Annotated in this window: 10 protein-coding genes; 6 read left to right on the forward strand and 4 right to left on the reverse strand. The window is 62.5% G+C overall.

The window, feature by feature from the left end:
• The first annotated feature begins 1 nt into the window (after nt 1).
• Together purU and Q7V46_RS14180 are read left to right on the forward strand one after the other, a co-directional pair.
• Nucleotides 2–850 (forward strand): formyltetrahydrofolate deformylase, encoded by an 849-nt coding sequence (gene purU / locus Q7V46_RS14175; protein ID WP_304914199.1) that lies wholly within the window; start codon nt 2–4, stop codon nt 848–850.
• Nucleotides 851–1,016: 166 nt separating this feature from the next.
• Complete coding sequence (locus tag Q7V46_RS14180) at nt 1,017–1,886, forward strand: LysR substrate-binding domain-containing protein (protein WP_304914200.1); 870 nt, start codon at nt 1,017–1,019, stop codon at nt 1,884–1,886.
• A 132-nt stretch (nt 1,887–2,018) separates the two neighbouring features.
• Here the strand turns inward: Q7V46_RS14180 and Q7V46_RS14185 are convergent, their stop codons facing one another.
• The gene (locus Q7V46_RS14185) at nt 2,019–2,447 is read right to left on the reverse strand and encodes an Hsp20/alpha crystallin family protein (protein ID WP_304914201.1); all 429 of its coding nucleotides are present in this window, start codon (nt 2,445–2,447) and stop codon (nt 2,019–2,021) included.
• Nucleotides 2,448–2,664: 217 nt separating this feature from the next.
• Here Q7V46_RS14185 and Q7V46_RS14190 point away from each other — a divergent pair, with 217 nt between their 5' ends.
• From Q7V46_RS14190 to Q7V46_RS14200, 3 genes are read left to right on the forward strand one after another with little or no spacing between them, the layout of a single operon-like run.
• On the forward strand, nt 2,665–4,167 hold the full coding sequence (locus Q7V46_RS14190; RefSeq protein ID WP_304914202.1) for an FAD-linked oxidase C-terminal domain-containing protein: 1,503 nt from the start codon (nt 2,665–2,667) through the stop codon (nt 4,165–4,167).
• 50 nt (nt 4,168–4,217) lie between these two features.
• Nucleotides 4,218–8,075 (forward strand): PAS domain S-box protein, encoded by a 3,858-nt coding sequence (locus Q7V46_RS14195; protein ID WP_304914203.1) that lies wholly within the window; start codon nt 4,218–4,220, stop codon nt 8,073–8,075.
• Nucleotides 8,076–8,077: 2 nt separating this feature from the next.
• Nucleotides 8,078–8,563: a response regulator gene (locus tag Q7V46_RS14200; RefSeq protein ID WP_304914204.1), complete on the forward strand. Its 486-nt coding sequence runs from the start codon at nt 8,078–8,080 to the stop codon at nt 8,561–8,563.
• Between the two features lie 31 nt (nt 8,564–8,594).
• On the opposite strand, the gene Q7V46_RS14205 is transcribed toward Q7V46_RS14200, so the two are convergent.
• Both Q7V46_RS14205 and Q7V46_RS14210 read right to left on the reverse strand, forming a co-directional pair.
• A complete protein-coding gene (locus Q7V46_RS14205) occupies nt 8,595–10,427 on the reverse strand; it encodes a carboxyl transferase domain-containing protein (protein WP_304914205.1) in 1,833 nt (610 codons plus the stop codon).
• Between the two features lie 316 nt (nt 10,428–10,743).
• Entirely contained in the window at nt 10,744–11,052 is a 309-nt protein-coding gene (locus Q7V46_RS14210) for an RNA-binding protein (RefSeq protein WP_304914206.1), read from the reverse strand.
• Between the two features lie 313 nt (nt 11,053–11,365).
• Between Q7V46_RS14210 and Q7V46_RS14215 the strand changes: the two genes are divergently transcribed.
• A complete protein-coding gene (locus Q7V46_RS14215; RefSeq protein ID WP_304914207.1) occupies nt 11,366–14,329 on the forward strand; it encodes an EAL domain-containing protein in 2,964 nt (987 codons plus the stop codon).
• Nucleotides 14,330–14,592: 263 nt separating this feature from the next.
• On the opposite strand, the gene Q7V46_RS14220 is transcribed toward Q7V46_RS14215, so the two are convergent.
• Entirely contained in the window at nt 14,593–15,951 is a 1,359-nt protein-coding gene (locus tag Q7V46_RS14220) for a glutamine synthetase family protein (RefSeq protein ID WP_304914208.1), read from the reverse strand.
• Between the last annotated feature and the right edge of the window lie 94 nt (nt 15,952–16,045).

Genomic DNA, 16,045 nt, shown 5'->3' on the forward strand with positions numbered 1-16,045 from the left:
CATGAACCACACCTATGTCCTCACCCTCTCCTGCCCGGACCGCCCCGGCATCGTGCACGCTGTTTCGGGCTTCTTGCTGGAGCACGGCGGCAACATCGAAGAGGCCGCCCAGTACAACGACCCCGACACCGGGCTCTTCTTCATGCGGGTGCAGTTCGCCTGTGTGCAACTCACGCAGGACGATCTTCGCCTGCGCCTGAAGCTGTTCGCCGAGGCCTACGCCATGCGCTGGAGCCTGCACGCGCTGGCAGAACCGGTTCGCACCGTGATCTTCGTGAGCAAGGAGGGGCACTGTCTCAACGACCTGATGTTCCGGTGGAAAAGCGGTTTGCTGCCACTCGACATCCGCGCCATCATCAGCAACCACCGGGATTTCTACCAGCTCGCGGCCGGCTACAACGTGCCCTTCCACCACATTCCGGTGACCGCCGCCACCAAACCGCAGGCCGAGGCCAAGCAGCTGGAGATCATCCAGGGCGAAGGTGCCGAACTGGTGGTGCTGGCGCGCTACATGCAGGTGCTCAGCAACGACTTGTGCAAACAATTGGCAGGCAAGGCGATCAACATCCACCACAGCTTTCTCCCCAGCTTCAAAGGGGCCAAGCCGTACTACCAGGCGCACGACCGCGGCGTGAAGCTCATTGGCGCCACCGCCCACTACGTGACGGCCGATCTTGACGAAGGTCCGATCATCGAGCAGGACGTGGCCCGGGTGGACCACACCGACACGGTGGAAGACCTCACTGCCCTGGGCCGTGACACCGAAAGCCAGGTGCTGGCGCGCGCCGTGAAGTGGCACAGCGAGCACCGGGTGCTGCTCAACGGCCACAAGACGGTTGTCTTCAAATGAACTGTGCCCCCACGCTCCGCCGCCGCGCGGGTCGCTGCCCCCCGAGGGGGCTGACCTTGCTTGGGGCGGCCCGGCGCTGCGGTCGGTCGACCGCCCCCACGCTCCGCAGCTGCGCGGGTCGCTGCCCGGCGGCTCGTGACTCCCTCCGATGGGGACATTGACGCACATGACCATCCGAATTCCCCCGATACAGTGTCTGCTCACCTTCGAGGCCCTTGCGCGGCTGCGCAGCGTCACCCAGACGGGGGAGGAACTCAACGTCACACCCAGCGCGGTCAGCCATCGCATCAAGCAGCTGGAACAGATCCTGGGTACCAAGCTGTTTGGCCGGGCAGACTTTTCCCTGACAACCGAGGGCAGCGAATACCTGGCTCATGTGCGCGAAGGCCTGGCCACACTGCAAAAATTCCCTAGCAGCGCTGTCACACCCGGGCGACGCAAGCTTCGGCTGGCGGTGACGCCCACTTTCGCGCGCTCCATCCTGTTGCCGCGCCTGAAACAGTTCAGCGAGGCCTACCCGGAGATCGACCTGACGCTGCAGGTCAGCATCCCGCTGCTGGATGTGGTGGCCGAAGATGCGGACCTGATGATTCGCTTTGGCACCGGTCGCTACGCCGACGTGGAGCACGTCTGCCTGATGAAGGACGAAATCACACCACTGGCCTCACCCGCCTTTGCACGCGAGCACGGCCCGTTCGAAACCGCCGAAGACCTCGAGGGAGTGCCTTTGCTGCGAAGCCCGCTGGAGCCATGGCGCACCTGGTTCGCTGCGCACGAACTGGACTGGCCCGAGCCCCTGGACGGCTCGCAATTCAACGACATCGGTCTCATGTGCGACGGCGCTGCCGCCGGAATGGGCGTGGCACTGGTGCGGCTCAAACTGGGCGCGCCCTGGCTGGAGCACGGCACACTGGTGCCGCTGTACGAACGGCACGTGCCAAGCCCGCACGCGCACTACCTGTGCTGGCGCACCGGCACGATGGATCGCTGGGAATGCGCGGCGTTCGCCGAGTGGCTCAAGAAAAGCCTCAGCTGAACCCAGGAGCAACCGGAGCGCGTGCCCCTGATCCAGGGCAGCCTTGGAACCGGCTTGCCGGGCCAAAGGGCTGCGTCCCCCTCCCGCCGCAGGCGAGAGAGGGGGAAGACGCGTCAGCGACGCAGGGGGTGCTCACTCTATATTCAGGCGCTGCCCCGCCAGGGCCACCTTTTTGGGAAGGGTCAGCGTCAACACCCCGTTTTCATACTTGGCGCGGGCATTCTGGTTGTCAATGTCGGTCGCCAGCTGAAAGCTGCGAGACACCGCGCCGTAATAGCGCTCGGTGCGCAAAACCTTCTCGTCCTGGCGCTGGCTGTCCTCCTGCTTGATCTCGGCGCGCAGGGTCACCACGCTGCCCTCGACCGTCACATGAATGTCCTCCCTGGGCACGCCGGGCACCTCAGCCACCACCGTGTAGACCGACGGGGTTTCCTTCACGTCGATCTTTATCTGGGACGGCGACGGAAGGGAATCCCCGTGCAAGGGACGGACAAAAAACCCCGGAGCGACATCCTTGAAGAAGTCGTCGAGCAAACCGGAACGGGTGATCACATGGTTCATGGAAAAACTCCTTGTCAGCGTTGGCGGATCAGGGGGCACGGGCTGTGCCCCACCCAGCAAAAAGTTGATGTCGCCCCAGCGGTTTTTCAAGTCCCCATGCGCCAAATCCGACCGGTGGAGCGCTGCGCCAACTTCACACACGGCTGCAAGTTTCTTCAATCGCTGTGCGACCGATTGGCCTAAACTGAACGCCCGCGCGTTGTCCATCGCCCCCACCATGAATGTCCCCTCAACCCCTGTGCAGGTCAACCAGAGCGAACGCGCCGTGCGCCAGAGCACGGTGGTCAGTGCGCTGCAGGCGGTGCTGCCTGCGCATGCGCTCCTGTGGCACAACGAGGACACGACGCCTTACGAATGCGACGGTCTGACCGCCTACCGGCAACGGCCGCTGGTGGTGGCTCTGCCCGAGACCGAAGACCAGGTGGCCGCCGTGCTCAAGGTCTGCCATGCGCTGGACGTGCCCGTGATCGCCAGGGGCGCGGGAACCGGCCTGTCGGGTGGCGCCATGCCCCATGCGATGGGCGTGACCTTGGCACTGGCCAAGTTCAACCGCATCTCGCGGATCGACCCGCGCGCCAGAACCGCCGTGGTGCAGGCCGGCGTTCGCAACCTGGCCATTTCGGAGGCCGCTGCACCTCACGGTCTGTACTACGCGCCCGACCCGAGCAGTCAGATCGCCTGCACCATTGGCGGCAACGTGGCCGAAAACTCCGGTGGCGTGCATTGCCTTAAATACGGCCTGACGCTGCACAACGTGCTGCAGGTGCGGGGTTTCACGGTGGAAGGTGAACCCATCACCTTCGGTGCTGAAGCGCTCGACACGCCGGGTCTGGATCTGCTCTCGCTGGTGATTGGCAGCGAGGGCATGCTGGCCGTGATCACCGAGGTCACCGTCAAGCTGGTACCCAAGCCGCTGCTGGCGCGCTGCATCATGGCCAGTTTCAACAATGTGCGCAAAGCCGGCGATGCGGTGGCTTCGGTCATTGCTGAAGGCATCATCCCGGCGGGGCTGGAGATGATGGACAAGCCCATGACCGCTGCAGTGGAAGACTTCGTGCACGCGGGCTACGACCTGAATGCCGAAGCGATCCTGCTGTGCGAGAGCGACGGCACACCCGAAGAGGTGGAGGAAGAGATCGGCCGCATGAGCGCCGTGCTGCGCCGATGTGGCGCCACCGCCATCGCGGTCAGCCGCGACGAGGCCGAGCGGCTGCGTTTCTGGAGCGGCCGCAAGAACGCCTTTCCCGCCAGCGGGCGCATCAGCCCCGACTACATGTGCATGGACTCGACCATCCCGCGCAAACGCCTGGCCGACATCCTGCTCGCCATTGCCGAGATGGAAAAGAAATACCGGCTGCGTTGCGCCAACGTGTTTCATGCCGGCGACGGCAATCTGCACCCGCTGATCCTTTTCGACGCGAACGATGCCGATCAATTGCATCGCTGCGAGCTCTTTGGTGCCGACATACTGGAAACCAGTGTGGCCATGGGGGGCACAGTGACCGGAGAACACGGCGTGGGTGTGGAAAAGCTCAACAGCATGTGCGTGCAGTTTTCCGCCGAAGAGAATGCTCAAATGTTCGCAGTGAAGCGCGCTTTTGATACCAATGGCCTACTGAATCCCGGCAAGGTGATCCCCACCTTGCAACGTTGTGCTGAATACGGAAAGATGCTGGTGCGCGGAGGACAGCTGGCGCACCCGGAACTGCCCCGTTTCTGAGGGTCATATTCACCGTTGCTTTCACACCCGCTGGGGTAAAGTGGTGTGAGATGAGCGCACTTCACCCTCCGCCGGACAGCCGTTCTTCGTCTTCAGCCGTTGAGACGAAGCTGTCGGTGCGCGAAAGAGCCATGCTGATGGAGGTGGAAGCCCTCCGCGCAGAGAATGCCTACCTGCGAGGCCACTATGCCCAGCAACTGACCGGCACGCTGCAAGACCCTGTCGACCTGCAAGCCGGGTCCTCCTCCGCGCCACTGCCACTGCCGCTGGAGGCCACGTTGTCGCTGGGGGACGACCACGCGCCCGGCATTGCCCCCCTGGAGTACAGGGCAGTTTTCTCCGCTTTGTCCACCCTGTTTCCAATCGGGATCTTCCGGATCGATCACATGGGCGTGCTGACACACGTCGACGATCAGCTCAAGGCCATTTTTTCGCTGGAGCAGACCGACTTTCCTCACTTCGGCTGGCTGGAGCGCGTGCACCCGGAAGACCTGGACAGGGTGCGGCAGACATGGGATGAGGGCATCAGGCTGGTGCAGGAGCGCAGTATCGAGTTCCGGATCGTGAAGCCGGACGGCTCCCTGGCGCACTTACTGGCGAACACCGTCCCCCAAAAAGACGACCAGCACCGTTTGACTGGCCAACTGGGCTTCATGCTGGACATCAGCCGCATCCGCGCCATTGAAGCCGACGCGCAGATCAAGGACGAGCTCAACCATCAGATCATCGCCAGCACCATCGACTGCACCAAGGTGCTCGCTCTGGATGGCCGTCTGCAGCAGATCACGGCGCAGGGCTGTCGGTTGATGGAACTGGACAACGCCGACCAGGTGCGTCAGGGCGACTGGACCAACTGGTGGCCAGGCGAAGGCCGACAGCTCGCGCGGGCAGCGGTCGAGAGTGCCCGCAAGGGTGAAAGCGCCAAATTCGTGGCGTTTGGCTACACGTTCAAGGGTTCCCCCAAGTGGTGGGACACCGTGATCTCGCCGATCCGTGATGCGCACGGCACCCCGGTGATGCTGCTGGCGGTCTCACGCGACATCACCGAATCACATCAACAGCAGGAAGAAATCCGTCGGCTCAATGAAGGACTCGAGACGCGCGTGCGCCAGCGCACCGAAGAACTCGATCAGGCCAACCAGCGCATTCGCCAGACGCTGGCAGACACGCAGGCTCTGTACGACCAGGCACCTTGCGGCTACCACTCGGTTGATGCCGATGGACTGTATGTGCTCATCAACCAGACCGAACTGGACTGGCTGGACTACGCGCGCCACGAAGTCGTGGGCAAGCGCCGCTTTCGCGACCATGTCGCGCCCGAACACCTGGACATGGTGAAGGACCGCTTGCGGCGCCTGAAGCTGAGGGAGAAACTCGAAACTGTTGAGATCGACCTGCTCCGCCGCGATGGCAGCCGCTTCACAGTTCTGCTCAGCAGCACCGCTGTGTACGATGAACACGGCGTGTTCGTGCGCACGAACAACACACTGGTGGATGTCTCCGAGCGCAACGCCGCCAGCAGGGCGCTGGCCGAACAACGCAACTTGCTGCAGACCATCACCGACCGCGTTCCTGTCCAGATTGCTTTCTTCGATCGCGATCTGATCTGCCGCTTTGCCAACGCCAGCTACGCCCGGTGGTTGGGAAATGATTCGCAGCAACCGGTGGGTCTGCACCTGAGTCAGATCGCCCGCCCGGAAAACTACGAGAGCACCCGGGATCGTCTCGCCGCAGCCCTGGCCGGACACTCGCAACGCTTTGAAGGCGAAAGAGAGTTCCCGGACGGCAACCGTTTTTATGCCAGCATCGAATACACGCCGTACCTGAACCACGGCGAAGTGCAGGGCCTCATCATCCAGATGCTCGACATTTCCGACCGCAAGGCCTCAGAAGATCAGGTGCGTGGCGTCAATGCTCGGCTGCAGGAGGCACTGTCACAGGCGCAGTCGCTCTACAACCAGGCGCCTTGTGGCTACCACTCGCTGGACATCAACGGCATTTTTGTGTCGATCAACGACACCGAGCTGGAGTGGTTGGGCTACTCCCGTGAAGAAGTGGTTGGCAAGCTGGGGTTCAAGGACGTGATCCGGCCGGAGAACAATGCGCTGCTGGGGTCTCGGCTGCAGCGGCTGGTTGACGATGGCGTGCTCGAGGCTGCCGAATACGACGTGCAGAGACGCGACGGCACTGTCTTTCCTGCACTGATTTCCTCTTCTGCCGTGCGCGACGAGACGGGGCGCTTCCTGCGCAGCAACACCACCGTGGTCAATATCTCGCAACGCAAGCAGGCCGAACTGGCACTGGAACACAACCAGCGGTTCCTGCAAGCAATCACCGACCATGTGCCCGGCCTGATCGCCTACGTCGATGCATCGCTCCGGTTCCGCTTCGCCAATGCCGAACACCTCCATGTGTACGGCATGGACCCCCAGCAGATCATTGGCATGCACATGAGCGAGTGCGTGCCACCCGACGCCTGGCAAGACATCGCACCGCGCATTCAGGCTGCGGCAAATGGCTCTCCACAGCGATTTGAAGCGTGGCGCACAACAGTCTCGGGCACACCGATGTACATCAGCGCCACCTATCTGCCAGACATGCATGCCGGGCACGTGCAGGGCGTGTTCATCCAGATCATCGACATCACCGAGCGAAAAAGGGTCGAGGAACGCGTCAAGGGGCTCAACGAAGAGCTGGAAACCCGTATCAAGGAACGATCGGCCGAATTGCTCGAAAGTGAGCAGCGGTTCCGGATGATGGTGGACAACCTGCGCGATTACTGCATCTTCTTCATGGATGCGCAGGGCCTGATCACCGACTGGACCGACAGTGCCCAGCGGCTGGAAGGCTACTCGCCCTCTGAAATGCTGGGACGCCACTATTCGGTGCTCTTCGACAGCTCCTCGCCAGAAATTGCGCAGAGCCAGGCGAGCCAGACGCTGAGGCTTGCAGCGTCCCGAGGACAACACGACATCAGCAACTGGCATGTCCGCAAGGATGGTTCGCGCTACTGGGCGCAGTCGCTGCTGATCGCGCTGCGGGAAGCCAATGGCGAGTTGAGGGGTTTCGCCAAGATCAACCGCGACATGTCGGATGCCAAGCGGCTGGACGACCTGATGCGCAACATCAACGACGAGTTGGAAAACCGCGTTACCGAGCGCACCGAGCAATTGCTCGCCGCCAACCGGGACCTGGAGTCTTTCTCGTATTCGGTATCGCACGACCTCCGGTCGCCTCTGCGTCACATTTCCAGTTTTGTGAGCCTGCTGGAAGAGCACATGGGCGATCAGCGCGACGAGGTGGCTTCCAGGTACCTGAACACCATCGGCAACTCGGCGCGTCACATGAGCCAGCTGATCGATGGCCTGCTCGCTTTCTCGCGCCTGGGTCGCGCCGCGGTCAATGTCACGCCGGTTGACCTGGCCATGCTGGTCGACACCGTGGTCAGTCAGATCGCACACGACACCGAAGGTCGGGTCGTGGACTGGGTGATTCCACCAGACCTGCCGGTGGTGCATGGCGACGCCCTGTTGTTGCGCGAAGTCTGGGCCAACCTGCTGGGCAATGCATTCAAGTATTCAAGGCCGCGGGAGCGCGCCATCATTGAAGTGGGCTGGAGCGTGGATCCTGCGGTCGGCTACACCTTCTTTGTGAGAGACAACGGCGTCGGTTTTGATCCAAAATACGCCCAGAAGCTGTTTGGCGTCTTTCAGCGCCTCCACCGAGCGTCTGATTTTGAAGGAACCGGTATCGGCCTGGCCCTGGCGCGGCGCATCGTGGAGCGACACGGGGGCAGCATCTGGGCCGAGAGTCAGCTCGGGGTGGGCAGCGTGTTTTATTTTTCACTTCCTTTTGAAAGTGCGCAAATCATCGAGTCCCCCCGTGACTCGGGGTTCGCGGCGTTATGACCATGAACAAAAATGCAGAAGCCATCTTGCTGGTCGAAGACAATCCGGACGATGCCGAACTCACGAGGCTGGCCCTGGCCAGACACGGCCTGGATGGTCGTGTCACGCACGTCTCTGATGGCATGCAGGCGCTCGACTACCTTTACCGGCGCGATGCCTATGCGCATCGATCCGGTGGCAATCCCATTCTGGTCCTGCTGGACCTGAAAATGCCATTGCTGGACGGGATCGGGGTGCTCAAGGAAATCAAGGGTTCCAGTCAGCTGCACAACATCCCTGTGGTGGTGCTGACCTCATCCACCGAACCCAGCGACTTGCAGCGCGCCTATGACGCGGGCACCAACGCCTACATTGCGAAACCCACCGAGTTCTCCCAGTTCCTGGGAGCCATGAAGCACGTCTGCGAATTCTGGGTCAACATCAATCAGACAGCACCCCAGGTGGCAGGTGCAGGGATGCGCCCTTCCAGCTTCGGCGAATTGAACTGAGAGTCACTGAAGGCCCTTGACTCATGACACCTCACCAGGTGTCGATGAAGCGGCCGCGCGGCGCCTCATCCACTCGCGCGCTCTGTAATCCCTTTGAAATCCACTGCCGGGTCTGCGCCGGGTCAATGACCGCATCGATCTCCAGCGTTGCAGCCATCTGCATGGCTTCGCCATTGGCGACCTGCTGGGCCAGCAGGCGCTGAAACAGGCCCTCGCGCTCCGGTCCGGCGGGCAGCGCTTCCAGCTCCTTTCGGTAGCCCAGGCGCACGGCACCTTCAAGACCCATTGCGCCGAACTCCCCGGTCGGCCAGGCCACATTGAAAACAGGGGCGTGAAAACCGCCAGCGGTCATGCCCATGGCACCCAGGCCATACCCTTTGCGCAAGACCACGGCAAACACAGGCACACGCAGATGCGCCGCCACGACGAACAACCGGCTGACGTGCCGCACCTGCGCCCTGGCTTCGGCCGCCGGACCCACCATGAAGCCCGGGGTGTCCACAAAGCTCACCACCGGCAGGCCATGCGCGTTGCAAAGCTGGAGGAAGCGCGCCGCCTTGTCGGCCGCGTCGGCATCAATGGCGCCGCCCAGGTGCATGGGGTTGTTCGCCAGCACACCCACGGATCGGCCTTCAATGCGCGCCAGCGCGGTGTGGATGCCTGTGCCGAACCCTGTGCGCAAAACCAGCAAGCTGCCGACGTCCACCGTGCCCTCCACCGCCAACAGGCTGTCGTAGACCCGCAACCGGTTTTCCGGTACCACCTCCCTCAACCGCGTGGTGTCAGGTGCCGACCACTCGGCGGCGTGTCCCTGGAAAAATGACAGGTAGTGACGTGCCACCTCGACAGCGCACGCTTCATCTTCCACCAACAGATCGATCACGCCATTGGCATGCTGCACGGGACTCGGTCCGATGTCTTCAGGGCGGAAGCGGCCGAGGCCCCCGCCTTCGACCATGGCGGGTCCCCCCATGCCGATGTTGCTGGAGCGGGTGGCGATGATGACATCGCTGCAACCCAGCAGCGCCGCGTTGCCCGCGAAGCAGCGCCCTGCGGCAATGCCCACCACGGGGACCTGCCCGGAAAGCCTGGCCATCGCCGCGAACGTGCCCACGTGCAGGCCGGCGACGATGGGCATATCGGTGTCGCCGGGCCGGCCACCACCGCCCTCGGCAAACAGGACAACGGGCAAGCGTTGCGCCAGGGCAATGCCCAGCATGCGATCTGTCTTCTGATGGTTGCGCATGCCCTGCGTGCCGGCCAGCACGGTGGCGTCGTAAGCCATGACCACGGTGCGGGCGCGCGCCTCACCAAAGACCGATCCGTTGACCGAACCGATGCCGGTGACCATGCCATCGGCTGGCGTGTTTGCAATCAGGTCTTCTTCACTGCGGCGACCGCGCTGCGCCGCCACCGCCAGGGCGCCGTACTCCAGGAAGCTCCCTTGGTCGCACAACGCACCGATGTTTTCCCGCGCGGTGCGCAAGCCCTGCGCTCGGCGACGTGCAACCGCCTCAGGGCGTGCGGCGTCCTCCGTCAACGCGAGGCGGTTGCGCAAGCGCTGAAGATCGAACCGAAGTTCGGGGTCTTGAGGCAGCTCTGGAGCGTCTGCCTCAAGGTGCAGATCAGACAACGGTGCACCCGCCTGCAGAAGCTGCCCACTCACCAACACTTCACCGGAAGTAACCGCGTCACCGACATCCACATGCAGAACGGTCACTTGAATCGCGCGATCTGCCCTTACCTCGTGTTCCATCTTCATGGATTCGAGCACAACGAGCAGGGCACCGGCTTGCACGCTATCGCCGGGTTTCACCAGCCATTCAATGACTTGGGCAGACAAGGGGGAGCGCATGTCGATCATGCGCAAGATTCTGCGACGGTCCGGCAGTGGCTGGGGTCAATCTTGCGACAGGGAGCGCATACGACGTCCAGTCAGACTAGTTGCTCCACCTCGCAGCCACGACCCACGACGCATGCAACGGTCCCATCCAGGGGAACCGCCGAGTCGGCTTTGCCGGACGGCCAGTGCCGCCCCCTAGGAGGTGGCGCGAAGCGAGGGTTACTCATGCTGCGGCGCGAAATGCCTCTTCCAGAGATGCCGTGGAACCGGCTTTGCCGGGCCACTGGTATCGCCCCCTTGGGGTGACGCGAAGCGGCGCGGGGGGGAGTTTCATCTCTCAGTCGTACATGTTGGAGTCGGCCCACTGGGATGAAGGCCCGTCATCGTCGGAAGTCACAGCCACATTCAGATTGAGCACAAACACGACTTCTCCCCCGAATCGCCCCACGCCCAAGGTCTTCATGAGCTGCTGCTCCTGCTCCGGACGTTCCATGCGCAGGAAGCAGATCGCCTGCTTGGTTCCCTCGTGCATGGCGGTGAGAATGTCCAGCCGGGTGATGCGGCCGAACTCGCTGCACAGCTGGTGCAACGAAGACTTCAAGCTGGCCACATCGCTGTGGCGCCGGAGTTCTGCAAGCGCGGTCATGGTCAATCTACCCCTGATGAATCCTGTGTGGAGCCGCCTGACTTGAAGTGTTCAACCGCAAGAGAAGCGTTAAGCGGATATTAGTACATGCGCTACAAAAAAACACATCTTTGCAACAACTTTGCATGTGACAAATTACCAGCTATTCGGCCTGACACTTGATAGGCTGGCGAATCGGGCAAGGAAGCCTTTTCGGCCAGCTTTCAAATGGGTGACCAGGCCTCCTTCACCCAGCAGACACTAGGAGCCTGCTCTTTGACCTGCCTTCAATGTGCTACCCCGGGCGCACTGCCTGTGACAAATCGAGACTTCCATGCGCTCACTGCCTGAAATGCCTGCCGCCTCTGCCCCGAATGACCGCCCGGAATCGCCCGACGGGCGCCCTCCATTGCGGCGCGCATTCGATCACCTGACCGCGATGGCCGTGCGACTCACAGATGCCAGGGGAGCGGTGCTGGTGGTGCCAGCAGGAGACTCGGTCACGATCAAAGGCGCAACGGGCCTCTCACCCACCGAGCAGGGTGGCTTTGTGGCATGGGCCGGGCCGGCCTGCCCCCTTCTTGTTGGATCGGATGAATCGGCCTGCATCACGCCAACCGACTCCCCCGCCCTGTCCACCATCAATGCGGGAGCAAAGCCGATTCAACAAACCGACTGGATGGCCTTTCCGGCGAAGTCGGCGCGTCCAGACGGCTGGCTGGTGTTGCTGGACGCGCACCCTGCGGACAGGAACTCGAACCACGCCGCCGACACACTGGCGCTCGTGCTTGAGCAGGCGCAAGCGTTGCTGGACCTGGACAAGCTGGAGTCTTCTCCAAACGCCCTGCATGAAAGCGAAAGCCGACTCAACCTGACCGAACACACTGCGGGCGTGGGCAGCTGGGCGGTGGTGCTGTCCACCGGCCAGGTTCATATCTCCAACGAATGCGCATCGATCCTTGGCGTGGACGATGCCTCGAAATTCGATTCCATGGAGGCGATGGTGAACTGCTACACGCCTGAATGGCGCGATGGCATGCAAAAACGCTTGTCGCGTTGTCAGCAGTCCGGCGTGCCCTTTGACGAAGAAATACAGGTGATGGTGGAGGGTGTGGGCCCCAAATGGGTTCGCACTGTGGGTGCAGCACTGCGCGATGCACAGGGTCACATCGTCCGCCTCCAGGGCGCCGTTCAGGACATATCGGCTCAAAAGCAAGCCCAGCAGGAAACGCTGCGCCTCGCCATGCGCCTGACCACCACATTGGCCAGCATCACCGAGGCCTTCGTGACACTGGATCGGGAGTGTCGCTTCACCTATCTGAACCAGGAAAGTGAGCGTCTGCTCCAGAAGTCGACTGCCGACTTGCTCGACAAAGAAATCTGGGACGGCTTCGGCCCCAGCCTCGCTGAACGCCTTCGGGACCAGATGCACAAAGCGCTCAAAAACAACCGGCGCATTGAAATGGAGGACCATTTTCCCAGCCTTGGCAAATGGCTGGAGGTGCGCGCCTATCCGTTCGCCGAGGGCCTGGCTGTTTATTTCCGCGACGTCACCGAAAGGCGGCGTTCGCAGGAGCAGCTGATGCTGCTGGAAACCAGCGTGGCGCGACTGAACGACATCGTCGCCATCGCCGAGACCGGCATCAACAACAACCAGGAGCCTCGCATCGTTTTCGTCAACGACGCGTTCGAGCGGCACACCGGCTACTCCCGCGACGAGGTACTGGGCCAGACCCCGCACATGCTGCTGGAACTGGAACCGGCACTGCCCAAGCTGAGGGAAATGGCCATGGGCCTGCAGATGAACCGCCAGGCCCGAACGGAGCTCATGGTGCATCGCAAGAACGGGGCCATGTTCTGGGTCGAACTGGAAGTGGTGTCGGTACAAGCCACGGCCGAGGACGTCACCCACTGGGTGGCGGTGGGACGCGACATCACCCAGCGCAAGACCGCCGAAGACATGATCCGGCACATGGCGCTCTACGATCCGCTGACCGACCTGCCCAACCGCCAGTTGCTGACCGAACGTCTTCAGCAGGCGCTGGCACAAAGCGAACGGTCAGGTCAGCACGGCGCACTGATGTTCATCGACCTCGACAACTTCAAGATCCTCAACGACACGCTGGGTCACCACGTCGGAGACCAGTTGCTCAAGAAGGTGGCCATCCGACTCGCACAAAGCGTGCGCAAGACCGACACCGTGGCCCGCCTGGGCGGTGACGAGTTCGTGATCATGGTCGACGATCTCAGCACCGACCCCGAAGCCGCAGCGCTGAAATCGCATGCCCTGGCCAACAAAGTGCTCACCATGCTGCGCGAACCCTTCCATGTGGGCGGGCACCAGCATTTCGCCACGCCCAGCATCGGCGTCACCGCGTTCACCGGTCTCAACGACGATGTGGGCGAACTGCTCAAGCAGGCCGATCTGGCGATGTACCAGGCCAAGACGCTGGGTCGCAACACGCTGTGCTTTTTCGACCCCGCCATGCAGGCCACGGTCAACGCCAACGCAGCACTCGGCGTGGACATGCGGGTCGCGCTGAAGGAGCAGCAGTTTGTCGTCTACTACCAGCCTCAGGTGGACCGCCAGGGTGTGATCACGGGCGTGGAGGCGCTCGTGCGCTGGCAACACCCACAACGCGGACTCATCACCCCGATCCATTTCATTCCAGTGGCCGAAGACAACGGCATGATCCTGCCGCTGGGGCAATGGGTGCTGGAGACCGCCTGCGAACAGCTCGCTGCCTGGGCCGACTGGCCACAGACCACCAATCTCACCATTGCCGTGAATGTCAGCGTGCACCAGTTCCGCCACCCCGACTTTGTCGACATGGTGATGGCGGCCATCGGCCGAACCGGAATCAAGCCGCAACGGCTCAAACTCGAGCTGACCGAAAGCCTGCTGGCCGACCGCATGGAAATCACCATTGAAAAGATGGGCATGCTCAAGGACCTCGGAGTGACCCTCTCGCTGGACGACTTCGGTGTGGGCTATTCCTCACTCTCGGTGCTGAAGCGTCTGCCGCTCGATCAGCTCAAGATCGACAAAGGCTTCGTGGCCGATGTGCTCACCGACCCCAACGATGCGGCCATCTCAAGGGCCATCATCACGCTCGCACAAAGCCTGAGTTTGCAGGTGGTTGCAGAAGGCGTGGAAACCCAGGAGCAGCGGGAGTTTCTGGCCTACCAGGGCTGCGACCAGTTTCAGGGACACCTGTTCTCGCCACCACTGCCGATCGCCACACTGGACGCTTTTTTGCGCAACCCTTCTTCGGGGATGATGGTGGTCAGTCAGTAGGCAAGACCCCCCGCGCCGCCTTCGGCGTCACCCCCCTGGAAGGGGGGCGGCACCAGCAGCCCGTCCTGAGCTTGTCGAAGGGCGGTTCTGCTGTGCCCCTGGACGGCGTACCTGCACTCGATATGGGTCGCACTCCGGAACGGTGAAAAGACCTCCGGCGCGAAGTGCCCCACTTCCAGGGATACCGTCGGGCCGGCTTTGCCGGACGACTGGTATCGCCCCCTTGAGGGGGTTGCGCGAAGCGCGGCGGGGGTGCTTCCAGTTCAGACGTGCAGCAGCAGGAATCGACGCTCCCAGGGACTGATCACGTCGAAGTATTCGCGGTACTCGGTTTCCTTGATGGCACTGTATGTCTGGATGAAGTGTTCACCAAACAGCTCGACCAGTGGCGCGCAGCCCATGAGTTTTTCCACGGCGTCGTCGAGGTGTCGTGGCAGCTGATGAGGCTGCTCGTAGGCGCTGCCGGTGATCGGTTCGCTGGGCTTGAGGCCCTGCTTCATTCCCAGGTAGCCACAGGCCAGGCTGGCCGCCAGGGCCAGATAGGGGTTCACATCCACACCAGCCAGCCGGTTCTCCACCCGACGCGCTTCCGGTCCGGAGTGCGGCACCCGCAGTCCACAGGTGCGGTTGTCGTGACCCCAGCTCAGGTTGATGGGCGCCGAAGTGAACCGGGAGAGCCGCCGGTACGAGTTCACGTAGGGTGCGAAGAAGGCGGTAGCAGCGGGCAAGTAGGTCTGGAGGCCACCGATGTAGTGGAGGAATGCGTCGGATGGTGTGCCATCGGGCTGACTGAAGATGTTCTTCCCATTGTCCAGACCCACCACGCTCTGGTGAATATGCATGGCACTGCCGGGCTGGCCCTGCATGGGCTTGGCCATGAAGGTGGCGTACATCTGGTGGCGTATGGCCACTTCGCGGATGGTGCGCTTGAACAGGAAAACCTGGTCTGCCAACGGCAGCGGGTCCCCGTGGTCGAGGTTGATTTCCATCTGGGCCGTGCCCATCTCATGGATCAGCGTGTCCAGCTGAATGCCTTCGGCCTCGCACCAGTCGTACATCACATCAAAAATGTCGTCGTACTCGTTGATCGCATCCATCGAGAAGCTCTGCATGCCCGCCTCGGTGCGTTTGGTGCGCCCCACCGGGGGCTTGAGCGGAATGTCTTCGTCGGGCTCGACCTGCACCAGGTAGAACTCCATTTCGGGCGCCACCACCGGCTTCCAGCCTTCGTCAGCATAGAGCTTGAGCACCCGGCGCAACACGTTGCGAGGTGAGAGCTGCACGGCTTTGCCGTCAAAGTTGAAGCAGTCGTGAATGATCTGAGCGGTGGGTTCCTTGGCCCAGGGCACGGGCCGCAAGGTCTCGGGGTCCGGCATGAGCAGCATGTCCGGGTCGGCCACCGAGGTGAAATCCTTCTCCGGGTAGTCGCCGGTCACGGTCATGGCCAGCACCGCCTCCGGCAGGCGCAGGCCCACCTCGGGGTTGTATTTGTGGCGCGGCACAATCTTGCCGCGGGCCTGGCCCGCCATGTCGGGGATGATGCATTCCACTTCGGTGATGCGGTGTTCGTCCAGCCATTGCTGGATGCGCTGGGCGTCGTTGGCCGGGCTGGCGTCGGTCATGGTGTGTTCCGTGGATGGTCACCCGGTGGTGGGGCGGGCATCAGTATCGCACCGCCTCCACTCCGCACGAGGTGCCACCATCCAGAGACACCAA

Source organism: Hydrogenophaga sp., assembly GCF_030651625.1.
In the GTDB taxonomy this organism is placed as follows: domain Bacteria; phylum Pseudomonadota; class Gammaproteobacteria; order Burkholderiales; family Burkholderiaceae_C; genus Hydrogenophaga.